Annotated in this window: 24 protein-coding genes; 12 read left to right on the top strand and 12 right to left on the bottom strand. The window is 34.4% G+C overall.

From position 1 onward, the window contains the following. Positions 1 to 84: 84 nt before the first annotated feature. The 5 genes from lysS (at position 85) to ACE01P_RS12415 (ending at position 6,660) form a co-directional block, all read left to right on the top strand. Positions 85 to 1,785: a lysine--tRNA ligase gene (gene lysS, locus ACE01P_RS12435; RefSeq protein WP_379698153.1), complete on the top strand. Its 1,701-nt coding sequence runs from the start codon at positions 85 to 87 to the stop codon at positions 1,783 to 1,785. A gap of 98 nt (positions 1,786 to 1,883) precedes the next feature. Beyond that, complete coding sequence (locus ACE01P_RS12430; RefSeq protein ID WP_379698150.1) at positions 1,884 to 2,117, top strand: hypothetical protein; 234 nt, start codon at positions 1,884 to 1,886, stop codon at positions 2,115 to 2,117. Further along, positions 2,102 to 2,401, top strand: coding sequence for a type II toxin-antitoxin system RelE/ParE family toxin (locus ACE01P_RS12425; protein ID WP_379698147.1), 300 nt, complete (start codon positions 2,102 to 2,104; stop codon positions 2,399 to 2,401). Before ACE01P_RS12430 ends, ACE01P_RS12425 begins: the two co-directional genes overlap by 16 nt. A gap of 230 nt (positions 2,402 to 2,631) precedes the next feature. Continuing rightward, a complete protein-coding gene (locus ACE01P_RS12420; protein WP_379698144.1) occupies positions 2,632 to 3,783 on the top strand; it encodes a serine protease in 1,152 nt (383 codons plus the stop codon). 81 nt (positions 3,784 to 3,864) lie between these two features. Beyond that, positions 3,865 to 6,660, top strand: a complete 2,796-nt coding sequence (locus ACE01P_RS12415) for a VIT domain-containing protein (RefSeq protein WP_379698141.1) — start codon at positions 3,865 to 3,867, stop codon at positions 6,658 to 6,660. 77 nt (positions 6,661 to 6,737) lie between these two features. Here ACE01P_RS12415 and ACE01P_RS12410 read toward each other — a convergent pair whose 3' ends face one another. The 8 genes from ACE01P_RS12410 to ACE01P_RS12375 all read right to left on the bottom strand — a co-directional run bounded on the left by ACE01P_RS12410 (position 6,738) and on the right by ACE01P_RS12375 (position 14,644). Further along, positions 6,738 to 7,334 carry a hypothetical protein gene (locus ACE01P_RS12410; protein WP_379698138.1) on the bottom strand — a complete coding sequence of 199 codons (597 nt, stop codon included), beginning with the start codon at positions 7,332 to 7,334 and terminating at the stop codon, positions 6,738 to 6,740. Between the two features lie 27 nt (positions 7,335 to 7,361). Next, positions 7,362 to 8,381 carry a 2-hydroxyacid dehydrogenase gene (locus tag ACE01P_RS12405; protein WP_379698136.1) on the bottom strand — a complete coding sequence of 340 codons (1,020 nt, stop codon included), beginning with the start codon at positions 8,379 to 8,381 and terminating at the stop codon, positions 7,362 to 7,364. A 13-nt stretch (positions 8,382 to 8,394) separates the two neighbouring features. Then, the gene (locus ACE01P_RS12400) at positions 8,395 to 8,649 is read right to left on the bottom strand and encodes a DUF6755 family protein (RefSeq protein WP_379698134.1); all 255 of its coding nucleotides are present in this window, start codon (positions 8,647 to 8,649) and stop codon (positions 8,395 to 8,397) included. 18 nt (positions 8,650 to 8,667) lie between these two features. Then, positions 8,668 to 9,177, bottom strand: coding sequence for a ubiquinol-cytochrome c reductase iron-sulfur subunit (locus tag ACE01P_RS12395; protein WP_379698132.1), 510 nt, complete (start codon positions 9,175 to 9,177; stop codon positions 8,668 to 8,670). An 11-nt stretch (positions 9,178 to 9,188) separates the two neighbouring features. Next, positions 9,189 to 9,758, bottom strand: a complete 570-nt coding sequence (locus tag ACE01P_RS12390; RefSeq protein ID WP_144215177.1) for a 4Fe-4S dicluster domain-containing protein — start codon at positions 9,756 to 9,758, stop codon at positions 9,189 to 9,191. A gap of 19 nt (positions 9,759 to 9,777) precedes the next feature. Next, on the bottom strand, positions 9,778 to 11,994 hold the full coding sequence (locus ACE01P_RS12385; protein ID WP_379698129.1) for a molybdopterin oxidoreductase family protein: 2,217 nt from the start codon (positions 11,992 to 11,994) through the stop codon (positions 9,778 to 9,780). A gap of 126 nt (positions 11,995 to 12,120) precedes the next feature. Then, complete coding sequence (locus tag ACE01P_RS12380) at positions 12,121 to 13,170, bottom strand: MFS transporter (protein ID WP_379698126.1); 1,050 nt, start codon at positions 13,168 to 13,170, stop codon at positions 12,121 to 12,123. Positions 13,171 to 13,174: 4 nt separating this feature from the next. Next, positions 13,175 to 14,644 (bottom strand): nitrate/nitrite transporter, encoded by a 1,470-nt coding sequence (locus ACE01P_RS12375; RefSeq protein WP_379698123.1) that lies wholly within the window; start codon positions 14,642 to 14,644, stop codon positions 13,175 to 13,177. A gap of 324 nt (positions 14,645 to 14,968) precedes the next feature. On the opposite strand from ACE01P_RS12375, the gene ACE01P_RS12370 reads away from it, so the two are divergent. Further along, positions 14,969 to 15,385 (top strand): hypothetical protein, encoded by a 417-nt coding sequence (locus tag ACE01P_RS12370; protein WP_379698120.1) that lies wholly within the window; start codon positions 14,969 to 14,971, stop codon positions 15,383 to 15,385. 153 nt (positions 15,386 to 15,538) lie between these two features. Continuing rightward, positions 15,539 to 16,270 (top strand): hypothetical protein, encoded by a 732-nt coding sequence (locus ACE01P_RS12365; protein ID WP_379698118.1) that lies wholly within the window; start codon positions 15,539 to 15,541, stop codon positions 16,268 to 16,270. A 47-nt stretch (positions 16,271 to 16,317) separates the two neighbouring features. On the opposite strand, the gene hemL is transcribed toward ACE01P_RS12365, so the two are convergent. The 4 genes from hemL to ACE01P_RS12345 all read right to left on the bottom strand — a co-directional run bounded on the left by hemL (position 16,318) and on the right by ACE01P_RS12345 (position 19,843). Beyond that, complete coding sequence (gene hemL / locus ACE01P_RS12360; protein ID WP_379698115.1) at positions 16,318 to 17,604, bottom strand: glutamate-1-semialdehyde 2,1-aminomutase; 1,287 nt, start codon at positions 17,602 to 17,604, stop codon at positions 16,318 to 16,320. A gap of 106 nt (positions 17,605 to 17,710) precedes the next feature. Continuing rightward, positions 17,711 to 18,610 (bottom strand): glucosaminidase domain-containing protein, encoded by a 900-nt coding sequence (locus ACE01P_RS12355; protein ID WP_379698113.1) that lies wholly within the window; start codon positions 18,608 to 18,610, stop codon positions 17,711 to 17,713. Then, positions 18,603 to 19,511 (bottom strand): 1-aminocyclopropane-1-carboxylate deaminase/D-cysteine desulfhydrase, encoded by a 909-nt coding sequence (locus ACE01P_RS12350; RefSeq protein WP_379698111.1) that lies wholly within the window; start codon positions 19,509 to 19,511, stop codon positions 18,603 to 18,605. The genes ACE01P_RS12355 and ACE01P_RS12350 overlap by 8 nt, the downstream gene beginning before the upstream one ends. Further along, positions 19,508 to 19,843 (bottom strand): hypothetical protein, encoded by a 336-nt coding sequence (locus ACE01P_RS12345; protein ID WP_379698107.1) that lies wholly within the window; start codon positions 19,841 to 19,843, stop codon positions 19,508 to 19,510. Before ACE01P_RS12345 ends, ACE01P_RS12350 begins: the two co-directional genes overlap by 4 nt. Before the next feature lie 116 nt (positions 19,844 to 19,959). Here ACE01P_RS12345 and ACE01P_RS12340 point away from each other — a divergent pair, with 116 nt between their 5' ends. From ACE01P_RS12340 to ilvA, 5 genes are all read left to right on the top strand, one after another. Continuing rightward, positions 19,960 to 20,139, top strand: a complete 180-nt coding sequence (locus ACE01P_RS12340; RefSeq protein ID WP_095928730.1) for a DUF5522 domain-containing protein — start codon at positions 19,960 to 19,962, stop codon at positions 20,137 to 20,139. A gap of 11 nt (positions 20,140 to 20,150) precedes the next feature. Next, positions 20,151 to 21,125, top strand: coding sequence for a 2-hydroxyacid dehydrogenase (locus ACE01P_RS12335; RefSeq protein WP_379698105.1), 975 nt, complete (start codon positions 20,151 to 20,153; stop codon positions 21,123 to 21,125). 272 nt (positions 21,126 to 21,397) lie between these two features. Then, on the top strand, positions 21,398 to 23,374 hold the full coding sequence (locus ACE01P_RS12330) for a urocanate hydratase (RefSeq protein WP_379698102.1): 1,977 nt from the start codon (positions 21,398 to 21,400) through the stop codon (positions 23,372 to 23,374). A 29-nt stretch (positions 23,375 to 23,403) separates the two neighbouring features. Continuing rightward, entirely contained in the window at positions 23,404 to 23,943 is a 540-nt protein-coding gene (locus ACE01P_RS12325; protein ID WP_379698099.1) for a DUF4136 domain-containing protein, read from the top strand. 327 nt (positions 23,944 to 24,270) lie between these two features. Beyond that, positions 24,271 to 25,515 carry a threonine ammonia-lyase IlvA gene (ilvA, locus tag ACE01P_RS12320; RefSeq protein ID WP_379698096.1) on the top strand — a complete coding sequence of 415 codons (1,245 nt, stop codon included), beginning with the start codon at positions 24,271 to 24,273 and terminating at the stop codon, positions 25,513 to 25,515. The last annotated feature ends 49 nt before the right edge of the window (positions 25,516 to 25,564 follow it).

Raw genomic sequence — 25,564 nt, 5'->3', positions numbered from 1 at the left:
TTGATGCTGCAAAAAATCTAAAATCTGCATTCTAAAATCTACATTCTTTTTTTTATCTTTGCACACTTAAAAAATAAAGCAAAAATGGCATTATCAGAACAAGAAATCATTAGAAGAGAAAAACTTCAGAACTTACGCAACTTAGGAATCAATCCTTATCCGGCTAATCTTTTTCCTGTAAATCATACATCTAAGCAGATAAAGGAAACATTTGAAGAGGGTAAGAAGGTTATCGTTGCGGGACGTTTGATGAGTGTTCGTGATCAAGGTAAAGCTTGTTTTGCTGAGTTGCAAGATAGCGAAGGACGTATTCAATTGTACGTAAATCGCGATGTTTTGTGTGAAGGTGACGATAAAACTTTGTACAACCAAGTTTTCAAAAAATTAACTGATTTAGGTGATTTTATTGGTATCGAAGGTGAATTGTTTACAACACAAGTTGGTGCAAAATGTATTCGTGTGAGCGGATTTACTTTCTTGAGTAAAACGTTACGTCCGCTTCCGTTGCCAAAAGTTGACGAAGAAGGAAATGTACACGATGCTTTTAACGACGCTGAATTGCGTTACAGAATGCGTTATGTAGATTTAACTGTGAATCCGCAGGTTAAAGAAACTTTTATCAAACGTACAAAGTTATTTAGCGCAATGCGTGGTTATTTTAACGATGCTGGATATTTGGAAGTTGATACTCCGGTTTTACAGTCAATTCCTGGTGGTGCTTCGGCAAGACCATTTATTACGCACCACAACTCGCTTGATATTCCGCTTTACATGCGTATTGCAAACGAATTGTATTTAAAAAGATTAATTGTTGGTGGATTTGAAGGTGTTTATGAGTTCTCTAGAAACTTCCGTAACGAAGGTATGGACAGAACGCATAATCCTGAGTTTACTGCAATGGAAATATATGTAGCTTACAAAGACTACAACTGGATGATGGAATTTGCAGAAGGCTTATTAGAGCATTGTGCAATTGCTGTTAACGGAACTAGTGAAGTTACTTTTGGTGAGCATAAAATCAACTTTAAAGCGCCTTACGCTCGTGTTACCATGACTGATTCTATCAAACATTTTACTGGTTTTGATATTTCTGGTAAAACAGAACAAGAATTGTTTGAAGCGGCACGCGGAATGGGAATCGAGGTTGACGAAACAATGGGTAAAGGAAAATTGATTGATGAGATTTTTGGAGCAAAATGTGAAGGAAATTATATTCAGCCAACTTTCATTACTGATTATCCAAAAGAAATGTCGCCACTTTGTAAAGAGCACCGCGATAATCCAGATTTGACTGAGCGTTTTGAATTGATGGTTTGCGGAAAAGAAATCGCAAATGCGTATTCTGAATTAAATGACCCAATTGACCAAAGAGAGCGTTTTGAAGATCAAATGCGTTTGGCTGCAAAAGGTGATGACGAAGCAAACGGAATTATCGACGAAGATTTCTTAAGAGCGCTTGAGTACGGTATGCCTCCTACTTCTGGAATGGGAATTGGAATGGATCGTTTGATTATGTATTTGACTAATAATGCTTCGATTCAAGAGGTTTTATTGTTCCCACAAATGCGTCCTGAGAAAAAACAAACCATTGAACTTTCTGACGAAGAGAAGTTTATCGTTGATTTATTGAAAGGAAATGACAATAAAATGGATTTAGGACAGCTTAAAATTACAGCTAACTTAAGCGGTAAAAAATGGGATGCATCTATGAAAAACTTATCTAAACACGGTTTGACTAAAGTTGTCGTTGATGGCGAGTTTAAATTTGTGGAATTGGTGGGGTAAATTCACCTTATATTATTATAAATATGGCCCGACAGGTTTTAAATCTGTCGGGCTTTTTATTAACTTTACATGACTTTAATTAATCAAATCATATTATTATGAGCACTTTAGAATTAAAATTAGAGATATTTGATAAACTCAAAAATATTGAAGATGTAAGCCTATTGGAAAAAATCAAGAATCTTCTGAAAAATGCTGACACTTCAAATGTTTATCAATTTGAACAATATGAGTTGGATATGCTTAAAGAAAGTGAGGAAGATATAAAATATGGAAAAATAATTTCACAAGAAGATTTAGATAATGAAGACTTAGAATGGCTGTCAAAATAATTTGGACAAAAACCGCAGCTCTCCAAAGAAGAAAAATTTTAAGCTATTGGAAGAAAAGAAATAAATCCGCAGAATATCCTAAAAAATTAGTTTCAGAAATCTCAGAAAGGGTTCAATTTTTAGTCAATAATCCCGAAACTTATATTAAAACAGAATTTCCCGATACTCGAGCTTCAACATTAGGACATTATAATATCATTTACAAAATAACCCCTTCAGAGTTAATTATAGTAGCATTTTGGGATAATCGTAGAGATCCTAAAAGGCTTTCAAAAATATTATAAAAATAATTTTAAACCCGACAGATTTTTAAAATCTGTCGGGTTTTCTTTTTTAAGCCTAGAACATTAAGAAACAAAAAAATCTCACTCAATATTGAACATAAAATTGATTTTTCATTCGTTTTTTTTGGGAAATAAATTACTACATTTGGCACGAAAAATAGACTTTTTATAAAAGTCTATTCTTTAACCCAAAAACCCATTCAATTAACATTTTTCAACCAATACTCTAAATGAAAATTAGAAAAATCTCTCCCAACGAAGATTTAGAAACAACAGTCAATAAAAAAAGAAACCGTTTCAAGTTTGTTCTTATCGCTATTATCGTTCTCTCGGCTGCAGGCTTTTTAGGATTTAAATATTTTAAACCAAAAAAAGAAAGTGTTTGCTTAGGCACAGACACCAAAATCTATGATACTTATAAAAATGCAGTTGTGCTTGTAAAACATAGATATGGCTATTTTGTTAAAATTAATGGAAAAGAATTTCAACTTACTGCTGAAGATGCAAAGGAAGAAACAATTTACGGAACTGGCTTTTTTGTAGATACAGAAGGAGACATGATCACCAATAGACATGTTTTACAGCCATGGAATTCAACAGAGGAAGAGAGCGAAAAAGTAAATGCTAACATACGAAATCTACGAATGAAGGTTGCTTCTATTTTAACGACCGATGTTTCTGAAGATGAATATGAAAGTTTTATTAATAACAACTGGTCGCATGCTTCGGTTTCATATAGTGAAGGCGAAGGAGAGGGAGATGGAGATTATGAGGAATCTAGTGAAGAAACTAGTGAGTCTGCAGGTGAAGAATTTGTTAGTTCTAATGAAACAGAAGCAGATACGTCTCAAGTATCAACTGATTTAGCAGCTTCTATTCCGGTTAAAGAATATGTTTCTATAGAAAACATTGAAGTATTTATAAAAACTGTTGACATTCAGGTTGCGCTTCATAACTCTGATAGCGAATGGATTAATTGTGAAATGAAAAAAGTTTCTGATGACAGCAATATTGATTTAGGTCTTTTACAAGTAGCCGATCATAAAACTCCGTCAACTGTTACCAATATCATTAGTCTTGATAATATTGTTGACAACGATGCTTCTTTATCTCCTGGGCAAAAAGCGATAATGGTGGGTTATCCGATGGGAATAGATTTGGCACAGACAAATTCAGGTATTAAAGTACAACTTTATGATGGTCAGATAAGTAAAGAATCTGATGGAAATAAAATTCAATACAGTATAACTTCTACACACGGTGCTAGTGGTTCGCCGGTTTTTAATGAATGTGGCCAACTAATCGCGGTTAATTTCAGCGGATTTGATCAGGTTCAGGGTTTCAATTTTGGAATTGTGGCTAAGCATATTCTATCCCTTTAATTTGAAAAAATTCAAAAATAAAGACTTTAAAGCTAATCGGGTTTTCACATTTCAAATCAAATAAAATCGCGCTTATTAATTATGAATAAAATTTTTACTATCTGTGCACTACTATTCTTTAGTGCCGCTTTTTCACAGATTCCAACTTTGGATGTCGAAAATCAGAAAAAAAATTCAGTAATCTTACAGGAAGTACAAATTGAAACCAAGATTTTAGGAAATCTTGCATCGACTACAGCAACTTATACATTTTACAATCCTGGCGACAGAATTTTAGAAGGAAACTTTACACTTCCATTGCCAGAAGGAGTTAGCGTAAGCGGTTATGCTTTAGATATTAACGGAAGTTTAAGAGACGCTGTTCCTGTTCCAAAAGAAAGAGCTAAAGAAGTATTTGAAAGTATTGAAAAAAGAAATGTAGATCCAGGTATTATTGAAAAAGTAGCTGGAAATAATTTCAGAACTAGAATTTATCCCATTACAGCTAGAGGCAGCAGAATCATTAGAATTACATACAATCAGGAATTAAAAAATTCGGCTACTGATTACCAGTATTTTTTAAGTTTTGCTAATGCCGTTAGCATTCCAAAATTTAATTTGAAAGTATTGGTTAATGAAGGTCTGACAACTCCAAAAATTACGGAAAATCCAGATGGAAGTTTTACTTTCCTGAAAAAAGGAAATCAATGGGTTGCTGAAATTAAGAAAACGAATTTTACGCCAACTGAAAGCCTTAAAATAAGCATTCCAAAAGTAAATGAATCTTCAAATGTGATGCTTCAAAAAGCTTCTGATGATAAGTCTTATTTTGCGGCAAGTGTTGCTATGAATTTCCCTGTACAAGAAAAAGCAAAATCTCAAAAAATTGCTATTATTTGGGACAATTCTTTCAGCGGATCAAAGAGAGATCGTCAAAAAGAACTGGACTTTCTTAATGCTTATTTCTTAGATAACAAAAATGTTGCTGTTTCTTTTGTTCTTCTAAATAATACCCTTGAAAAAACAGAAGAATTTACTGTTTCTGGTGGAAACTGGAATGCATTAAAAGAAAGAATTCTGAATCTTAAATATGATGGCGGAACCGATTTCAGTGCTTTAAAAGAAATTTCATCAATAGACGAGTATCTTTTATTTTCTGACGGAATTTCAAATTTTGGAGATTTAACTCTAAAGTTCAAAAAACCAGTTAACAGCATAACGAGCACGCCAACTTCTGATTTTAATTTGTTGAAACTTTTAGCTTCACAATCTGGAGGGAATTTTATCAATTTGAATGAATTAGATACTCCATCTGCTCTAAAAACATATAAAAGACTTCCTATTGTATTTTTAGGTTTTAAAGAAACAAATACGCTTCAAGAATTGTTCCCCAATGTTGGAACTGCAGTAAATGAACCTGTCAATATTTTCGGAATTTCATCTTCAAACTTAAGTAAACTTACTGCTGTTTTTTCAGTAGGAAATAAGAAATTTGAAGTGCCTGTAGATTTCAATAACGCTGTACAAGTAGATAATTGGCCTCTTGCGCAATTTTGGGCACAACGAAAAATTAATGATCTTGAACTTAATTCAACACAAAACAGCGATGAAATCAGAAATCTGAGCGAGCAGTTTGGAGTTGTAAGCAAGAACACCAGTCTTATCGTATTGGAAGATGTGAATGATTATGTACGTTTTGGCATTACTCCTCCAGAGGAATTATTATCAGAATACAACAAAATCGTTTCGCAAAACAAAAGAGAAGTTTTGGAAAAAAGAAGAAATCTTCTATCTAAAGCTTTTGATAAAACACGTGAACTGACAACTTGGTGGAATAGTGAATTTAAGCCTACAGAAAAAAAAGAGTACCCTAAGGTTTCCAAACAGGCAAAAAGAGAATCATCATCACCAGTTTCAGGCGCTGCCAATTCCGAAGAGGCCTACTCTATTAGCGATAAAAAATCTTCTGGAAAAATAACTCTGGTAGATGTGGAAAGCACTCAAGAGTATATGAAAGATTTCCAATCTTTACAGTCTCCTGAATTGATTTACCAAAAGTATCTTGAAAATCGTCCGAAATATGAGAAGCAAGTAACTTACTATTTTGATGTTTCTAAACTGCTATTCAAAAAAGGAGACAAAGCACTTTCTTTAAAGGTTTTAAGCACATTAGCAGAACTTGATTTAGAAAATGAAGAGTTGTACAAAACGATTTCTTATCTATTGAAACAGAGAGGTAATTATGAAAAAGAATTGTGGATTACTCAGAAGATTTTAGAATGGAGACCTTTTGATGCTCAAAGCCATAGAGATTATGCATTGGCTTTGGTTGACAATAAAAAACCTCAAGAAGCTCTTAACATCTATAAAGGAATGCTTTATCAGGAATATACCGATGAGATTTCTGTAAGAGACAATGGCATTGAAGAGATTTTGATTATGGAAATCAATAATATTTTGAGTCAAAACAAAAATGTTGATGCAAGCAAAGTAGATGATCGTTTAAAAGCAAATCTTCCAGTAGATATCCGTATCGTTATTAACTGGAATAAAGACAATACAGACATCGATCTTTGGGTTACAGATCCAAGAGGAGAAGATTGTTCATACTCACATAAATCGACAGAAATTGGAGGAAGGTTAAGCAATGATTTCACTCAAGGTTTTGGTCCTGAACAGTTTTTACTTAAAAAAGCAATTAAAGGAAAATATAAAATCAAAACTAATTTCTTTGGTGAAAGACAAAATATTCTTTCTGGACCAACAACAGTAATGGCAGAAGTTTACCTTTATTACTCTGATGGTAGACAGGAAAGAAAAATTGCTGTTTTCCAAAGCCAAAAAGAAAACAAACGCGAAAGTGACAGTAAAATTCTAATTGGAGAATTTGAATTTTAGAAATTACAACGTTTACTAAATATTAAACCCGACAAATTTTAAAATCTGTCGGGTTTATTTTTTTATTCAAGTATAATTTAAAACGAATACTTCTCCAATTGCTTTCCTTGAATATCTAAAACAGAAGTAGTTTCTTTTGGAACTTCTCCTTTCCATTTTTCTTGTACAGATGGATTTGATGGATATTTTCCGTTTTTCATTTTCATGAGATGAAATGCGCCTCCACTTTTCATTAGAAGATTATAGAATTTCTCTGAAGAATCGGTTGTTACTAAAATCGGAAAATCGGTTACAGAAAAACGATTGATTACGCTTCCGTCATTGTTTAGAATATAACCTGAACAACCTCCGCTTCCGCAGAAATACGAATTAGAAAAACCTACAAAGTATTCGTCTTTCTTGTCATTATTTAAATCGAAAGCTTCATAATAAAAAGATCTATCTTCTTTGGTCATTGCTGGCAAATCTTTCTTCAATAAAACCAACAATTGTTTTTTGATGAGTTCTACTTGTTTATTATTTTTCTCAGAAACTTCACTTAAATCTGCTGTCCCACCAAGAGTTTTAGACAATGTATCTTGAACAATTGTTTTTACAATATTTTTCGAATTGTCTTTGTTTTGACAAGAAGATAATGCCAAAATTGCAACTAAAATCAGAATTTTATTTTTCATAATCATATGTTTTGAATTCACGATAGTTTACACTAATAATGCTGTTTTGTTTTCAATATCATTCTGTGTCAACAATGATTTTATATTATTGAACGTAACCAATGCAATCTGAGTTAAAGCTTCGTTGGTAAAAAACGCCTGATGTGCCGTTACCAAAACATTCGGAAAACTCATTAAACGCTGAATCGCATCATCTTGAATAATATCTGCAGAAAGATCTCTAAAGAACAGTTTTTCTTCCTGTTCGTAAACGTCAATTCCTAAATAACCAATTTTTCCTTCTTTCAATCCTTCAATAACTGATGAAGTTTCAATTAATCCGCCACGGCTTGTATTGATGATCATCACGCTATCTTTCATAAAAGTCAGCGAAGTTTTATTGATAACGTGTTTCGTCTGATCGTTTAGCGGACAATGCAATGAAATAATATCACTCGATTTGAAAATCTCTTCTAAATCGACAAAATAGACTCCGTCCTTTTTCATTTCTTCGCTTTCAACAATATCATACGCCAAAACTTTACAGCCAAAACCTAATGCGATTTTAGAAAATGCTTTTCCTATATTTCCAGTTCCAATAATTCCGATTGTTTTTCCGAATAAATCAAAACCTAACAATCCGTTTAAAGAGAAATTCTGTTCACGAACTCTATTGTAAGCTTTATGAGTTTTTCTATTTAAAGTCAAAATCATGGCCATGGCATGTTCTGCAACGGCTTGCGGAGAATAAGCTGGGACACGACAAACTTTTATATTATGCTTTTTTGCGGCTTCTAAATCTACATTGTTAAATCCGGCGCAACGTAGCGCAATTATTTTTACTTTTTTTTCTGCTAATTGTTTAATAACTGTTTCGTTTACAATATCATTCACAAAAACACAAACAATTTCACAAGCTTCAATTAATGCAACTGTCTGAGGGTTAAGTTGTGTTTCAAAAAAATCCAATTGAAATCCAAAATCTTCATTGTACTTATTGAAAAACGTTTTATCGTAAGGCTGAGTCGAGAAAAAAGCAATTTTGTTTACACTAAAATTTGAGCTCATAATCGTAAATTATTTATGTTTTGTTATTTTTAAAATTCCCTTTTGGGAGATAATATAGCCATCCAAAACCAATTAAAAATAAAATAAGCGAACCTACAAATGCTGGAATCAAAATCTCTTTATTGTTATCTAATGCATTGTTTAAAGCGGCATACAACAACCAAATTTGAATACTCACATTTAAGATTAAAACAAATATTAAAGTAGACAGAATAACATTCAACTTATTTGGATTTGCCTGATTTTGGCTTTTTCTAAATGTACTCATAATATATTTCTTAGACAATTAACTTGCTTTGTTTTCAAATTCTTTTACAAAAATTTTATCTCCTTTTAGAACCACTTCTAGCTGAGGTAAAGCTCTTGGCGGCGGTCCAGCAATAACGTCTCCCGTCAAAGCATCAAAAGAGCCTTCGTGACAAGGACAATGAATAATTCCTGTTCCTGGTTTATAAAAAACGGCACACGAAAGATGCGTGCATTTTTGTTCGTAAGCTCTAAACATGCCGCTTTCTAAATGCACTAAAATATACGGAATCGTACTTCCTTCAATCACAAAACCTCTTGTTCCTCCCAACGGAATATCTTTTATTTCGCATACAAAATGTTCGCCGACAACTTCATCAGCTGGCAACAAATACGCTTTTGCTGCAACCAATCCGCTACCGACCATTAAACCGCCAGAAACCAGTGTAAGGAATTTGGCAAAATCACGTCGGCTGACTTGTGTCGATTCTTGCTTTCTATATGGAAAATCTTTCTTCCAATTTTCACTTAAATTATCTTCTTTAGACATGGATTTTAGCTTTAGAATATTCGTAATTCGGTGCTTCCTTTCGGCATCATGATATTCACTTTTGTATTTACGCGTTCTTTACCAAAAACAAATGAATTTACAGGAGTACTATTTGGACGCATTTCTTCGATTTGAGCACGAGTTCCATAAAACAATGCACCACTCGGACAAACTGTTGCGCACATTGGCTTTTTGCCAACGCTGGTTCTGTCGTAACACATTGTGCATTTCATCATTAAATCGTATTCTTCCATTTTCTTCGGAACTCCAAACGGACAAGCCATTACGCAGTTTGAACAACCAATGCAACGTTCTGTATTTGCAGTATGAACAACGCCAAATTCGTCTTGCGAAATCGCATCAGCAGGACAAACATTCGCACAAACTGGATCTTCGCAATGCATACAAACCTGAACTGTGGTCTGAATTGTAACTTCACGTTCTACATAATTAACATGAATCATAGATTCTTGACCGTTGGTTTCACATTCTGCACAAGCCATTTCGCAAGCTTTACAGCCAATGCATCTTTGTAAGTCTACAAAAAACTCTTCGTTTTTATTATAATTGGTTACATTCATAATGGTTGCTTTTTATAGATTAAACACTTGCATAAGCATTTGGTTTGTCTGATGAATTTTCGATTTCTCCTAATGGTTCGAGTTTACAAGCACAAACTTTGAACTCTGGAATTTTAGAAATCGGATCTAAAGTTCCGGGCGTTAACTGATTGGCTGATTTTTTCCCTGGCCAATGATAAGGCACAAAAACAGTATCTTTTCTAATGGTTTCTACAATATTGGCTGGAAAAATTCCTTCTCCTCTTCGCGTTGAAACTTTTACCAATTCTCTTTGTTGAATATTATATTTTCGCGCCATTTCTGGATGAATTTCCAACAATGGTTCTGGAAACTGATCGACCAATTTCCCAATTCTTCTGGTTTGTGTTCCGCTTAAATATTGCGACACAACGCGTCCTGTTGTTAATATTATCGGGTATTCTTCATCTGTAATTTCACCTGGCAATTTATACGGAGCAGGATTAAAATGTGCTTTTCCGTCTGGAGTTGCAAACTTTTTATCTTCCCACAATCTTGGCGTTCCGGGATGATCCTCAGTTGGACATGGCCAGAAAACGCCCATATTATCCTCAATTCTTTTATAAGTAATTCCGTTGTAATCAGCAGTTCCTCCTTTTGAAGCTACGCGCAATTCGTTAAAAATAGCTTCGCTGTCGGCGTAAGTAAACCGTTCTTCTTCTCCTAATCTTTTGGCTAATTCTAATAATATCGAAGTATCTGTTCGTGCTTCTCCCGGTGGGGTAACTGCTTGTCTAATTCGGATCACGCGTCCTTCTGCTGATGTCGTTGTTCCTTCTTCTTCTTCCTGCAATGAACCTGCTAAAACAATATCCGCATGACGGGCAGTTTCATTTAAAAAGAAATCTATGGCAACGTAAAACTCTAATTTTTCAAGAGCAGAACGCACATAATTATTATTTGGAAGAGAAACCAGCGGATTAAAACAAATCGAAATCAATCCTTTTATTTCACCACTGTGAATGGCTTCGATAATTTCATACGCCGTAATGCCTTTGTGCGGCATGTCTTCTTCTTTAATTTTCCAAACATCAGCAATGTATTTTCGATGATCCATGTTTTCGATATCACGGTTTCCTGGCAATTGATCGCATTTATGACCGTGCTCTCTTCCGCCCTGACCATTTCCTTGCCCTGTAATCGTTCCATAACCGCAATAAGGCCTTCCGATTCTTCCTGTTGCTAAAACTAAATTGATGCATCCAATTACATTATCAACACCTTTTGAATGATGTTCGATTCCTCTTGCATGCAATAAAAAACTTGTTTTTGCTTTTCCCCATAATTCAGCCGCGGCTTTAATTTTTTCTTTAGAAATTCCTGTAACTTCTTCTGCCCATTCCAGCGTATAGCCTTTTACAGCATCAATAGTTTCCTGAAATCCTGAAGTATGATTATCAATAAAATCATGATCCAGCATATCGTGATCTACAAGATATTTCAGCATAGCTCCATATAAAGCCGAATCTGTTCCGGGTCTGACATCCAAATGAATATCAGCAGTTCTTGCCAACGGAATAACACGCGGATCGACAACAATCAGTTTTGCACCTCGATCTCTGGCTTTCCAAATCCAATGGGTTAAAGTTGGAAAAGTTTCGCTAACATTAGCACCAGCCACAATAATTACTTCAGCATATTCTAAGTCAGAATAATTGTTTGATGCTCGGTCTAAACCGAATGCTTTTTTATTTCCTGCACCCGCGCTTACCATGCAAAGGCGTCCGTTATAATCTAGATTTCTTGTTTTTAAAGCGACTCTAGCAAATTTTCCAACCAAATAGCTTTTCTCATTCGTAAGTGAAACTCCAGAAAGCATTGAAAAAGCATGTTTCCCGTATTTTTCCTGAATTCTCTTGATTTCTGAAACGGTTTTGTCCATTGCTTCATCCCAAGTTGTTTTCTCAAAACCTTTTCCTTCTACTCTTTTAATCGGATGCAATAATCGATCGGGATGATTGTTCTGCATATAACGCTGGACTCCTTTTGGACACAAACGTCCTTCGTTAAAAGGAAATTCCATCCACGGTTCAAAACCAACTACTTTATTGTCTTTTACAGATAATTGAATACCGCATTGCATTCCGCAAAAACAGCAATGTGTTTTTACAGATTTGTCTGGTTCGTCGCGTCCTTCATATCCTTCTTTTGGAGTATAATTCAAATGCGGACCAAATGCTTCAATTATTTTTTCAGCTGATACTGGTAGTTTTGCCATTTTTTTAAGTTTTCGGTTTTCAGTCTCAGTTTTCAATTATAAACTTTGACTGAGTACTTTTTTATATTTTAATTTCAGTATACAGTTTTAGCTGTAAACTAAAAACTGAGACTGAGACTTGAAAAATCATCCAAATAAATTCCCGCCTTCTAATCTTGCTTTTAAATGCGCTTTTGCCAAACGGTCTCTTTTTCCTTCTGGACTTAAATCGAGATGTGAATTTCCTTCATCATCACTAAAATCAAAACCTAGTTGTTTGGTTACAATTTTTAAATCATCGATATGAAGTTGTGTTGTAAAAGGTTTTCCAGTTTCGGGACATATTGCCATTCCTTTTTTCATTCCTTCTTTTTTATAAATATGCGCACCAATCTGAGCCGGTCGCTGAATGATGTGGAAGAATTTTCCAAACGGAATCCAAATCAAAAACATAATAACCGTTACGGCATGAACTACAGCTAAAAAATCATACGCAAATCCCTTCATAAACTGATAAGAATATGTCAAACATAAACCTGTAACCGAAATAGCAATCAATAAAAGAAGGGGCAATAAATCACCTTCAAAAGTCTGTGTGGCAATTAATCCAGGATTGGTTAAACGGCGTCTTAAATAATAAAGCGAACCGAAAATAACCAAATAAGAAGACCAGTTTAAGGCGTGAAAAGTCAAAAATGCCATTATAGAACCCAATTCAAAATCCATTACTTTAAAACCAAAAAAATGAGCTTCGTAAACCGAGATTGAGTTTGGAGCCAATGTAAAATGAATCCATCCAAATGTTAGTGGAAATGTTATTGCAAAAGCAGAAAAACAGCCAATTGCAATACAAAAGTGCGCTATCCAACGGTATTTCCCTCTTGGATAAATAAATTTCTGAAAAGCGATATTTTGAACCGATTCTTTCCCTAAAAACCATAAATGAGAAAATACTTTTCCTGTAAATAGAAAATGAATTCCTCTTTTAAAATACATCCAAGTTGGCGGACGTTGCAACCAAACCGTATATCTATAAACGACTCCAAAAAAAGCAAAGAGCGTTCCGAACAGATAAGTTATCAAAGCTGCGTCAAAGTTTTGCAGTTTTCTTGATCCGTAAAAAACCAAGACAACCATAAAAACAGAAGCTGCCGTTGCAATTAATAAAGCTTTTGTATTAAATGTTCTTTCTTTCATGATGTTACTTTCGATCAATATCCTTAGCCATTTCAGGCAATTTTTCTTTAGTCATTTTCACAATTACGCGATGCATCCAGATTAAACAAGTCAGAGATAATGCTAAAATAAATAGCCACGAACTTGTCCAGAATCCTGTAAATGATAGTAAATACCCAAAAATAATTGGCCCGAAGAATCCGCCTAAACCTCCTAATAATCCAACCATTCCGCCAATTACACCTACTTCATTTGGGAAGTAATCTGGAATATGTTTGAAAACCGCGGCAGAACCAATTCCCCAAGAAATTCCGATTAGAATAACCAAAACCAGATACACCCACATATTCGCTTCAAAATGAATTTGTGTGATTCCTTCTGCCAATAAATCTTTCTTTTGCACTTTTTGATTTTGCTCAACAACCACTTCCTGCCATGTTTTTTTTGATGGAAAATATTGAGAATGCGGCTGATTTTTGTCTTCTTGCGCTATGGCATATTCTTTATCGTCTATTACTATTTTATCTGGTGCAACAGAAGTAACTGTTCCGGCTTTACTTGACAATAATCCGCTTCCTGAAGTGGTGATGTCCATTTTCGGAAACAACAATAAAAAGCTTAAAACTACCGAAGAACTCAAAACCCAATACATTACTTTTCTGGCTCCGAATTTATCCGACAAAAAACCTCCAAAAGCGCGAACAACTCCGGCTGGCAAACTGAAACAAGAAGTAAAGATTCCGCCAAGAATTAAAGTCGTATGATAAACATTCATAAAATTAGGAAGCAGCCATTGTGAGAAAGTTACAAACGAACCGAATACCAAGAAATAATACGTTCCAAAACGCCAAACGCGCACGCTTTTTAAAGGCTGAATTAATTGAGTTAAAGTTTTAGATTGAGCTTCGCTTTTTTTGCTTTTTGCGAAAATCAGAAATACAATTCCCATCAATAATAAAGCTGAACCATAAATTACTGGAAGCCATTTCCAACCATTTTCTGGATCGGTTTCTGAAAATTTACTCAATAATGAAGGCGCTAAAAATGGCGTTATAGAAGCTCCTGCTGTTCCCATTCCGAAAATTCCCAAAGCTCTTCCCTGCCATTCTTTTGGATACCAGACAGAAGTTGAAGCTACTCCGACTGCAAAACTGGTTCCGACCATTCCAAACAAAAAACTTAAGATGGCAAAAACAGTAAAAGAAGTCGCAAATGGCAGAAGAAATAGAGGAATAGAAGCTAAAATCAATAAAGCTGAATGCACAATTCTACCTCCAAATTTATCAGTTAAGATTCCCATTGGCAGCCTCATAATCGAACCTGTAAGCACAGGAATTCCTAAAAGCCATCCGATTTGTACGACACTCCAGTCGAAAATTTCTTTATCAACTAAAAAAGTAACCAGCACTCCGTTGAGTGTCCAGCATGCAAAACAAATAGCAAAAGCAAGAGTGTTTAGGAAAAGAATACGATGAGATTGAGAAAGATCTGCCATAGAAAAAAGTATTAAATTATGTTTTTGGAATCTATTACTGAAATATGGGAAAATCGCAAAGACTGTTTTTTTTATAATTATCTAAAAAACAATACTTTCACTAAAGTTAAAAAAAATATCTAAAGTAAAACACTTACAAATAAACATTTAGCGTTATGATAATCTTATTTAAACTCATTCTTATAGTGTAAGCCTATTTTTTGCAATTATCATTTGAAAACACTGTTTTTCAATTTGTTAAAAAAAATATAATTTTTAAAAGTTCCATTAAACCTGTTTTATTGAAAAAAGTCTAATTCCTATAACAATTAAAAAACTTAAATCATGAAAAAATTATTAATCGCGGCTATGTTATTTGTTGGAATAGCAAGTTTTGCACAAGCACAAAAAGAGAGATTAACGCCAGAACAGCGTAACGAAAAACATTTGCAAAAATTAACTACAGAATTAAATCTTGATGCTAATCAGCAAACTCAAGTAAAACAGCTTTTGGCAGATAGAAGCGCTAAAGCTGAAAAACTGAGAGATGCTCGCCAAGAACAAAAAGAAAACGGCACTAAACTTACTGCTGCAGAAAAAGAAGCTTTTAAAAAAGAAATGATAGCTGAGAAAGAAGCAAACGATGCTAAAATGAAATCGATTTTGAATGCTGACCAATACACGAAATGGAAAACCATTCAAGAAGAAAACAAAGACAAAGCGAAAGAGAAAATGAAAGAATATAGAAAAGATAAAAACTAAATGAAAGAGGCAATTGAGCCTCTTTTTTATTTCTAAGCCTTCTTTAAACTTTCCTTAATAGTTTCTGTTAAATAAAAGATAAACCTGAAAATGCCATTAAACTTAATAATTCTCTTGAAGTCTAATTGCTATAAACCTTTAAAGAAACGAAAAATGAAAAAATTATTTATTGCAGCTTTATTATTCGTTGGAATAGTAAGTTTTGCGCAAGACATCAATCAGAAGCCGACACGTAATCAACGAGAAAAATTAACTCCAGAACAGCGTAACGAAAAGCATTTGCAAAAATTAACTTCTGATTTAAATCTAGATAAAAAACAGCAAGATCAGGTAAAACAGCTTATCGCGGAAAGAAGTGCAAAAGCGGAGAAGTTTAAAGAAAGTAGAAAAGACAGTAAAACACCTCCGACTGCTGAAGAAAAAGCGGCTTTCAAAAAACAAATGGAAGCAGAAAAAGCAGCAACTGACGCGAAAATGAAATCGATTTTAAATGCTGATCAATACACAAAATGGGCGGCACTAAAAAAAGAGCATAAAGATCATCATAGAGGAAAAGATCATAAATCGACTCAAGAACGCGATCAAGCGCATTTGCAAAAAATGACAACTGATTTAAATTTAAATGCAGATCAGCAAAAACAAGTTAGCCAACTTTTATCTGACAGAAGCACTAAAATGGCAATGCTTAAAAAAAGCAGAAAAGATTCTACTGCTCAGCCAACTGACGCTGAAAAGAAAGCCATGAAAAAACAAATGGAAGTAGATCATAAAGCTTATGATGCCAAAATGAAATCTATTTTGACTGCAGACCAATACAAAAAATGGACTGCAATTCAGAAAGAGCATAAAGACAAAATGAAAGAACACAAAAAAGACAAAAAATAATCTTAGTTCTAAAAAAGAAAAAGGAGGCTTTTAGCCTCCTTTTTTTATTAAAATGATTTTGATACTTTATCAATCGCATTGATTGTAAAATCTAAATCTTCGTAAGTCAATGCATCTGTGATAAACCACGTTTCGTATGCAGATGGCGCGATGTAAACTCCTTCTTGCAATAATCCGTGGAAGAATTTCTTGAATGTTTCGTTATCTCCTTTTGCAGCAGTTTGGAAATCGGTAACTGGATTTGCATCAAAGTGAACCGAAATCATAGAACCAACTCTATTGATGGTGAAAACTACATTATTCGCTTTTAAAACTCTGTCGATTCCTGCTTCTAAATAAGCTGTTTTTTCTTCTAAACGAGTAAAAATTTCTCTATCAGAATCAAGTGCTTTCAACATTGCCAATCCAGCCGCCATTGCTAACGGATTTCCCGATAATGTTCCTGCTTGGTAAACTGGTCCAAGAGGTGCTAAATGATTCATGATTTCTTCGCGCGCAGCAAAAGCTCCAACTGGAAGTCCTCCACCAATAACTTTTCCGAAAGTCACGATATCAGCATCAATTCCATGCAATTCCTGAACTCCACCGCGAGCCAAACGGAAACCTGTCATTACTTCATCAAAAATCAATAAGATTCCGTTTGCAGTACACAAATCTCTTAAACCTTGCAAGAAACCTTCTTTCGGAACAATACATCCCATGTTTCCAGCAACTGCTTCAATAATAATTGCAGCGATTTCTCCTTTATTAGCTTCAACCAATGTTTTTACATTTTCTAAATCATTGTATTTGGCTAACAAAGTATCTTTTGCAGTTCCTTCTGTAACTCCAGGACTGTTTGGCGAACCAAAAGTTACAGCTCCACTTCCTGCTTGAATCAAAAATGAATCTGAATGTCCATGGTAACAACCTGCAAATTTTACAATTTTATCTCTTTTTGTAAATCCGCGAGCTAGACGAATCGCGCTCATACAAGCTTCTGTACCTGAATTTACAAAACGAATTTTATCAATATTTGGAACCATCGAAACCGCTAAAGCAGCAATTTCTGTTTCCAATTCTGTTGGCATACCAAATGAAGTTCCTAGTTTTGCTTTTTCAATCACAGCATCAACAACTGGTTGATAAGCATGACCCAAAACCATTGGCCCCCAAGAGTTGATATAATCGATTAATTTATTTCCATCTTCATCATATAAATAAGCGCCTTTTGCGCTTTTTACAAAAATTGGAGTTCCGCCAACGGCTTTAAATGCTCTTACTGGTGAATTTACTCCTCCCGGAATTACTTTTTCTGCTTCAGCAAAAAGCTGACTACTTCTTTTATATAACATTGTGATTTTTGATTTTAGAATTCAGATTTTAGATTAAAACTGAAAACCTATTTTAATTTCTAGCTTAATTTCAACAGAATTGAAAACTGAGACTGCGACTGGAAACTTACTTAACTTTTAACCTCTGCCCTATCGAAATCGCATTATCAGTCAAATTATTTTTCCTTTTTAAATCCTCAACCAATAAATTGAATTTCTTTGAAATGGAATACAATGTATCTCCTTTTTGAACTTCGTACAAATTCGGATCATATGGATTCATATTTATCTTTGGATCAGAGTTTGCAACCGAAGATGAACTTCTTGCAGGAAGCGATTTGTTTATCGGTTCATAATTTCTCCCTGTAACCTGACAATCGTATTGATGCAAATTGTAACGCTCGATATAACTGATTAATTTGTCTGGATATTTCGGATCTGTTGCATAACCAGCTGCTCTCAATCCTTTTGCCCAAGCTTTATAATCGTCTTTTTCGTAAGTAAACAAAGTTGCATATCTTTTTTTTCCAACCAAAAATAAAGCGTGATCTCTATACGATTCTGATGCTTGAGGATATTTCCTAAAGCATTCTTGAGCCGAATCATCGTCGTGGCGAACACTTTCTCCCAACCAATCATTGTGGCATTTTATTCCGAAATGATTATTAGCATCTACAGCCAAATCTCCTCTACCTGCACCAGATTCCAAAATTCCCTGCGCTAGAATAATACTTGCTGGAATTCCGTACGTTTTCATGTTTCCCATTGCAATCTCTTTGTATTGCAAAACATAATTATTAATTAAATCGCTGGTAACAACCGTTTTGGAAGTAGATTGAATAACCTCAGTTGTATTATTTGTAGAAGGGTAATTTTTACCGATTGGTTTAGCAGGAGTACTTCTTTTTGTTGCCGCCGTTCGAGATTGAACTGCTGCCGCTTTTTTAGTCGTCGCGATGGCAGGCTTACTAGAAGAGCAGCTTGCTAAAGCTAATATTACGAGAAGTAATACAATTTTTTTAATCATTGGTTTTGAGTATTGGTAATTTCTTCTGCTTCAACTTTATATTCATTCCGTCAATTCCCTGCAATCCGCCTGTGTGAATGAGTAAAATTTTGGAATGTGCAGGAAAATAATTTTTGCTAATTAAATCTATAACGCCAAAAACCATCTTTCCTGTATAAATTGGATCTAAGGGCACTTTTGTTTCTTCAAAAAAAGCATTAATAAATTCGATTAATTCTAAATTTATCTTTCCATAACCTCCAAAATGATAGTCAGAAATTAAATTCCAGTTATCTTTTTTTGCAAAAATACGAATTTCATCGTTTAAAAAGTCACCTTTTAACGCTGGAAAGCCCAAAATTTTCTGATTTTGTAGCGAACTATTAATTAATCCCGAAATCGTACCGCCTGTTCCAACCGCACAGCAAACGTAATTAAAAACAGAATCTTCGTCTGTCAAAATCTCTTCGCAGCCTTTTACGGCCAGTTCGTTTGTTCCGCCTTCGGGAACTAAATAAAAATCTCCAAACTTATCCTTTAGCTTTTCTATAAATGAAATTTCGCTTTTTAAACGATACTCTTCTCTCGAAACAAACTCGAATTGCATTCCGTTTTCCTGAGCAAATTTCAAAGTTGGATTTTCTTCTATTTTATCTAAAAGTTCGTCTCCGCGAATGATGCCAATGGTTTTAAAACCTTCCTCCTTTCCTGCATAAGCAACCGCAGCGATATGATTAGAAAATGCACCGCCAAAAGTCAATAAAGTTGTTTTATTTTCGGCTTTCGCCTGAAGTAAATTGTATTTCAGTTTTCTGAATTTATTTCCTGAAACAAAAGGATGAATTAAATCTTCACGCTTTATAGTCAGCGAAACAGCATTCGGAAATTGAATATTTATGGATTGATTGAAAACGGTATTCATTTTAATTTGATGTAATTTAAAAACTGAAAAAAAGATCGGTTTTTTAAATAATTTAAGTCCATTTCTTTTGCGTAAGCTTCTCTTTCAAAACTAATATTTCGATATGCCAAATCTTTGTTTTTGTATTGAATTAAACGAATTAAAAACTCCAAAACGTACCAAATAAAAAACGGAAGAATCAGCAATTCTAACTGTTGGCGCAAATGTATTTTTTCATGATTTACGAAAGTTCCGTTTGTTTTATCAAAATCATATTTAACTAAAACGAAAGGAAATAAAGCCATTCCTCGATATCCTTTCGGAATTAAATATTTAGCAACAATCAGAAACATTGGCTGTAAAATTTATAAATTTGTAGCTATAGAATTATTCAATTTCGATAAAATCATAATCAAATATTATTATTTTTGATTTTAAGTTCACTCGAAATTGAACCCGAAACAGATTTATGAAAGAGCAAAGTAATGAAAATAAATTAATCGAAGGCGAAGATTTTTACTATACGCCCGAAGGTTACAAATGCTTTACTGAAAAACATCATTTAAAACGTGGTTATTGCTGCAAAAGCGGTTGTCGCCACTGTCCGTACGGATATGATAAAAAAACAGGAAGAATAAATAAAAATTAGAATACCACAACATGAAGGTTTTTATCAATAAAAATATACCCGAAGCCGGCATTAAATTGCTTCAAGATAAAGGAATTAACTTTACAATAAATCCAACCGAAAATGTATTGTCAAGAGAAGAGTTTATAAAAATCTGTCAGGAACATGATGCGCTTTTGAATGTTGGAACAAATAAATTAGACGAAGATTTTTTTCAACAATGTCCGAATTTAAAAGGAATCGCTTTATTTTCTGTCGGATTTGATGCTGTGAATATTCCGTCAGCAAATAGCAGAAAAATTCCTGTTGGAAATACGCCCGATGTTTTAAGCCGAGCGACGTCTGATGTTGCTTTTTTATTAATGCAAAGCGTTGCGAGAAAATCATTTTTCAATCACAAAAGAATTCTAAATGATGATTGGGGAAGTTTTGATCCGTTAGCCAATTTAGGACAAGAACTTTATGGAAAAACTTTAGGGATTTTCGGCTTAGGAAGAATTGGTATTGAAATGGCTAAAAAATGTAAAGCCGCTTTCGGAATGAATATTATTTATCATAATCGTTCTCATAATGAAGCGGCCGAAAAAGAATTGGATGCAAAATATGTAGATTTTGAAACCTTACTTGCAGAAAGTGATGTTTTGAGTATTCATTCGAATTACAGTGAAGAAAACAATGAACTTTTCAATAAAAACACTTTTGCGAAAATGAAAAAGAATGCAATTTTCATTAACACCGCAAGAGGAAAATTTCAAAATGAAGATGATTTATTTCACGCTTTAACTAACAATATAATTTGGGGAGCTGGATTGGATGTAACAAATCCAGAACCTATGAAATTTGATAATCCGTTATTATCGCTTACAAATTGTTGCATTTTACCGCATATTGGTTCAGCAACTTACGAAGCCCGAAACGGAATGGCAGTTTGCGCTGCGCAAAATATAATCGCGCTTTTTGAAGATAAAAAAATGCCGTTTTGTGTTAATGAGGAAGTTTATTCTTAATTAATGTGGCAATTTGAAAATGCGACAATTAGATAATTCTAAAATTGACAATCTAAAATTTATATATGGATATTCGTTCAAGAAAGTTTAAGATTACGATTCATAAATCGTATCATAGGTCGGATATCCGTTATCCTTAGTTTCTTTAATTAGAAAATGTGACAATTTGTCTATTAGATAATTAAAAAACAAAAATTAATCTGTTGTTAATCTAACAAAACTACTTTAGCAACTTAGTAGCTTAGAATCTTAGCAACTCAGCATCTTAAAAAATGACTTTCAAAGAACAAATACAACAAGGAATACCTTCTATATTGCCACCAAAGCAGGCTTACGATCCAGCTATTAATCATGCTCCGAAAAGAAAAGAAATTCTTTCGGCAGAAGAAAAAAAACTGGCGTTGAAAAATGCTTTACGTTATTTTGATCCAAAACACCACGCCGCATTACTTCCTGAATTTTCAGAAGAATTAGAAACTTACGGTCGTATCTATATGTATCGTCTTCGTCCAGATTATAAAATGTACGCAAGACCAATTGACGAATATCCTGGGAAATCATTGCAAGCAAAAGCGATCATGCACATGATTCAGAACAATTTAGATTATGCTGTGGCACAACATCCGCATGAATTGATTACTTATGGAGGAAACGGAGCAGTTTTTCAAAACTGGGCGCAATATTTATTGACAATGCAATATTTGTCTGAAATGACAGATGAACAGACTTTAACGATGTATTCTGGACATCCTATGGGATTATTTCCTTCACATAAAGAAGCGCCGAGAGTTGTGGTTACAAACGGAATGGTTATCCCAAATTATTCGAAACCTGACGATTGGGAAAAAATGAATGCTCTTGGAGTTTCGCAATACGGACAAATGACTGCGGGAAGTTATATGTATATTGGCCCACAAGGAATTGTTCACGGAACTACGATTACAGTTTTGAATGGTTTTAGAAAAATAAAACAAAATCCAGAAGGAAATTTATTTGTAACTTCTGGTCTTGGCGGAATGTCTGGAGCGCAGCCAAAAGCAGGAAATATTGCGGGTTGTATTACGGTTTGCGCTGAGGTAAATCCGAAGATTACTAAAATTCGTCACGAACAAGGATGGATTAATGAAGTTGTAACTTCAACTGACGAATTGGTTGCGAGAGTAGCTTCGGCGAAAGCCAAAAAAGAAACGGTTTCGATCGCTTATTTAGGAAATGTGGTTGATGTTTGGGAACGTTTCGATCAAGAAAACATTAAAATTGATTTAGGTTCAGATCAAACTTCACTTCATAATCCTTGGGCTGGAGGTTATTATCCTGTCGGAATTTCATTTGAAGAGGCTAACAAAATGATGGCTGAAAATCCGGATTTATTCAAAGAAAAAGTTCAGGAAAGTTTGCGCCGTCATGCGGATACTATCAACAAACATACTGCAAAAGGAACATATTTCTTCGATTATGGAAATGCATTTTTATTAGAAGCTTCTCGCGCAGGAGCTGATGTTATGGCAGAAAATAATATCGATTTTAAATATCCAAGTTACGTTCAGGATATTATGGGGCCAATGTGTTTCGATTACGGATTTGGACCTTTCCGTTGGGTTTGCACTTCTGGAAAACCTGAAGATTTATTAAAAACAGATGCGATTGCTTGCGAAGTTTTAGAGAAAATGGCAGAAACCGCTCCAAATGAAATTCAGCAGCAAATGCAGGATAACATTAAGTGGATTAAAGGCGCGCAAGAAAATAAACTGGTTGTAGGTTCGCAAGCGCGTATTTTGTATGCTGATGCTGAAGGAAGAATCAAAATTGCAGAAGCTTTTAATCAGGCAATTGCAAAAGGAGAAATTGGCGCTGTGGTTTTAGGACGCGATCATCATGACGTTTCTGGAACTGATTCACCTTACAGAGAAACTTCAAATATCTACGACGGATCTCGTTTTACGGCTGATATGGCGATTCATAACGTTATTGGAGATAGCTTTAGAGGTGCCACTTGGGTTTCTATTCATAATGGCGGCGGAGTTGGCTGGGGAGAGGTTATAAATGGCGGATTTGGTATGGTTCTTGATGGTTCTACTGAGGCTTCAAAGCGTTTAGCATCAATGCTTTTCTGGGATGTTAACAACGGAATTTCAAGAAGAAGCTGGGCTCGAAATGAAGGTGCTGTTTTTGCTATAAAAAGAGCAATGGAAGTTGAGCCTTTATTAAAAGTAACTTTGCCAAATCTTGTTGACGAAAGTTTGCTTTAACTAAAACTGAACACTTAATTTTTGAATATATGAAAACACTAAAGTTAATTCCGTTTTTCCTGCTCTTGATGCTTGTCGCTTCATGTAGCAGTGTGACTGTTTATTCTGACTATGACAAAACTGTCGATTTTGCGCCTTATAAAACATACGCTTACTTTAAGCCCGGAATTGACAAGGTTGAAATATCAGATTTAGACAAAAGAAGAATTCTTCGCGCGATTGATGATCAAATGCTAGCTAAAGGATTTACAAAAAGTGACAATCCAGATTTGCTAATAAACATTTTTACTAAATCAAGAGAGCAAGTAGATGTAAACCAATTTAGTGCTGGCTGGGGTTACGGCTGGGGCTGGGGTTGGAATCCTTATATGATGTATGGAAACCAAACTACAGTTTCGACTTCAACTGAAGGAACTTTGTACATTGATTTAATCGATGCTAAAAAGAAAGAAATGATCTGGCAAGGTGAAGGAGTCGGAACTTTGACAAGAAACATTGATAAAAAAGATGAAAAAATTGCTGAATTCGTAGCTAAAATTTTAGCGCAATATCCGCCAGTTAAAAAATAGTTTTCAGTCTCAGTTTCCAGTTTTCATGTAAAACTTTAAAATTGAAGTTGGCTACTTAAATATATTTTTTACTTTTGTTATTCAATCAGCTAAAAAAATGAAAAACTTTAACAACATTATTATCGCTATTATTAGCATTATTGCAATTCAGCAGTAGTGGCGAGGTGTTATATAAGTTTGTAAAATATAATTTATAAGAACCTCCCAATTGGGAGGTTTTTTATTTTTTAATATCGCCATGAATTACACCAATTGACACTAATTTTTATTTAAAAAAAAACAATTCGTGCTCATTCGTGTAATTCGTGGCAAAAAAACCTAAACACGATGGATCTATTTAACGAAGTACTTAACGCAAAAAAGCAACTTGAAAATGTCGTTGCTGCTACTCCCCTAACACAAAATTTAAATCTTTCAGACGAATTTGAATCTACTATTTTATTAAAAAGAGAAGATTTACAAATTGTTCGTTCGTATAAAATTCGGGGCGCGTACAATAAGATTTCTTCGTTAAGCGAAAAAGAAAAAGCAAACGGAACTGTATGTGCCAGTGCTGGAAATCACGCGCAAGGCGTTGCTTATTCTTGTAATCTTCTGAAGATTCATGGCAAAATTTATATGCCAAAAACCACTCCAAAACAAAAAGTGAAACAAGTCCAATTATTCGGAAAATCGTTTGTAGAAATTGTTTTAACCGGAGATACTTTTGATGATGCTTATGCTTCCGCAACGGCTGATGCCATCAAAAACCACAAAACATTTATTCATCCTTTTGATGATGAAAAAGTAATCGCTGGACAAGGAACTGTTGGATTAGAAATCTTAGAAAGTTTTAAAGAGCCAATCGATTATGTTTTTGTTCCAATTGGCGGTGGCGGACTGGCATCTGGTCTTTCTGAAGTTTTTAAACATTTAAGTCCACATACCAAAATCATTGGAGTTGAACCAAAAGGCGCTCCTTCGATGAAAACTTCAATCGAAGAAAACAAAAATACGACACTAAAATCAATCGATAAATTTGTGGATGGCGCAGCAGTAAAACAAGTTGGAGACAAAACTTTTGAAATTTGCCGTTATAATTTAGAAGATATTATTCTAGTTCCAGAAGGAAAAGTCTGCACTACAATTTTAAGATTATACAATGAAGAAGCAATGGTTGTAGAACCTGCAGGCGCTTTGACAATTGCTGCTTTGGATTTTTATAAAGAAAAAATTAAAGGAAAAAACGTGGTTTGCATTGTAAGCGGAAGTAACAATGACATTGAAAGAACTGCCGAAATAAAAGAGCGTTCTCTACTTTACGAAGGTTTAATGCATTATTTTATGATTCAGTTTCCGCAGCGTCCTGGAGCATTAAAAGAATTCGTAAATAACATTTTAGGGCCAGATGACGACATCACTTATTTTCAGTTTGCTAAGAAAAACAGCCGTGAAGTTGGTTCTGTTGTGGTTGGTTTAGAATTGAAAAACAAAAACGATATTATGCCAATTAAATTAAAAATGACTGAAAATGGTTTTGAATTTCAATATCTAAATGATAATCAAGATCTGTTTACACAATTGATTGGATAAATAAAAAACAAAGGCTGTCAGATGGGATGACAGCCTTTTCACATTCAAT

The sequence above is a fragment of the Flavobacterium sp. HJSW_4 genome (genome assembly GCF_042436695.1).
Lineage (GTDB): Bacteria > Bacteroidota > Bacteroidia > Flavobacteriales > Flavobacteriaceae > Flavobacterium.
This window is presented reverse-complemented; position numbering and strand designations above follow the sequence as displayed.

Excerpts from the sequence above, each read along its gene's own strand:
- lysS (WP_379698153.1), top strand. The coding sequence starts at position 85 with ATGGCATTATCAGAACAAGAAATCATTAGAAGAGAAAAACTTCAGAAC.
- ACE01P_RS12430 (WP_379698150.1), top strand. The coding sequence starts at position 1,884 with ATGAGCACTTTAGAATTAAAATTAGAGATATTTGATAAACTCAAAAAT.
- ACE01P_RS12425 (WP_379698147.1), top strand. The coding sequence starts at position 2,102 with ATGGCTGTCAAAATAATTTGGACAAAAACCGCAGCTCTCCAAAGAAGA.
- ACE01P_RS12420 (WP_379698144.1), top strand. The coding sequence starts at position 2,632 with ATGAAAATTAGAAAAATCTCTCCCAACGAAGATTTAGAAACAACAGTC.
- ACE01P_RS12415 (WP_379698141.1), top strand. The coding sequence starts at position 3,865 with ATGAATAAAATTTTTACTATCTGTGCACTACTATTCTTTAGTGCCGCT.
- ACE01P_RS12410 (WP_379698138.1), bottom strand. The coding sequence starts at position 7,334 with ATGAAAAATAAAATTCTGATTTTAGTTGCAATTTTGGCATTATCTTCT.
- ACE01P_RS12405 (WP_379698136.1), bottom strand. The coding sequence starts at position 8,381 with ATGAGCTCAAATTTTAGTGTAAACAAAATTGCTTTTTTCTCGACTCAG.
- ACE01P_RS12400 (WP_379698134.1), bottom strand. The coding sequence starts at position 8,649 with ATGAGTACATTTAGAAAAAGCCAAAATCAGGCAAATCCAAATAAGTTG.
- ACE01P_RS12395 (WP_379698132.1), bottom strand. The coding sequence starts at position 9,177 with ATGTCTAAAGAAGATAATTTAAGTGAAAATTGGAAGAAAGATTTTCCA.
- ACE01P_RS12390 (WP_144215177.1), bottom strand. The coding sequence starts at position 9,758 with ATGAATGTAACCAATTATAATAAAAACGAAGAGTTTTTTGTAGACTTA.
- ACE01P_RS12385 (WP_379698129.1), bottom strand. The coding sequence starts at position 11,994 with ATGGCAAAACTACCAGTATCAGCTGAAAAAATAATTGAAGCATTTGGT.
- ACE01P_RS12380 (WP_379698126.1), bottom strand. The coding sequence starts at position 13,170 with ATGAAAGAAAGAACATTTAATACAAAAGCTTTATTAATTGCAACGGCA.
- ACE01P_RS12375 (WP_379698123.1), bottom strand. The coding sequence starts at position 14,644 with ATGGCAGATCTTTCTCAATCTCATCGTATTCTTTTCCTAAACACTCTT.
- ACE01P_RS12370 (WP_379698120.1), top strand. The coding sequence starts at position 14,969 with ATGAAAAAATTATTAATCGCGGCTATGTTATTTGTTGGAATAGCAAGT.
- ACE01P_RS12365 (WP_379698118.1), top strand. The coding sequence starts at position 15,539 with ATGAAAAAATTATTTATTGCAGCTTTATTATTCGTTGGAATAGTAAGT.
- hemL (WP_379698115.1), bottom strand. The coding sequence starts at position 17,604 with ATGTTATATAAAAGAAGTAGTCAGCTTTTTGCTGAAGCAGAAAAAGTA.
- ACE01P_RS12355 (WP_379698113.1), bottom strand. The coding sequence starts at position 18,610 with ATGATTAAAAAAATTGTATTACTTCTCGTAATATTAGCTTTAGCAAGC.
- ACE01P_RS12350 (WP_379698111.1), bottom strand. The coding sequence starts at position 19,511 with ATGAATACCGTTTTCAATCAATCCATAAATATTCAATTTCCGAATGCT.
- ACE01P_RS12345 (WP_379698107.1), bottom strand. The coding sequence starts at position 19,843 with ATGTTTCTGATTGTTGCTAAATATTTAATTCCGAAAGGATATCGAGGA.
- ACE01P_RS12340 (WP_095928730.1), top strand. The coding sequence starts at position 19,960 with ATGAAAGAGCAAAGTAATGAAAATAAATTAATCGAAGGCGAAGATTTT.
- ACE01P_RS12335 (WP_379698105.1), top strand. The coding sequence starts at position 20,151 with ATGAAGGTTTTTATCAATAAAAATATACCCGAAGCCGGCATTAAATTG.
- ACE01P_RS12330 (WP_379698102.1), top strand. The coding sequence starts at position 21,398 with ATGACTTTCAAAGAACAAATACAACAAGGAATACCTTCTATATTGCCA.
- ACE01P_RS12325 (WP_379698099.1), top strand. The coding sequence starts at position 23,404 with ATGAAAACACTAAAGTTAATTCCGTTTTTCCTGCTCTTGATGCTTGTC.
- ilvA (WP_379698096.1), top strand. The coding sequence starts at position 24,271 with ATGGATCTATTTAACGAAGTACTTAACGCAAAAAAGCAACTTGAAAAT.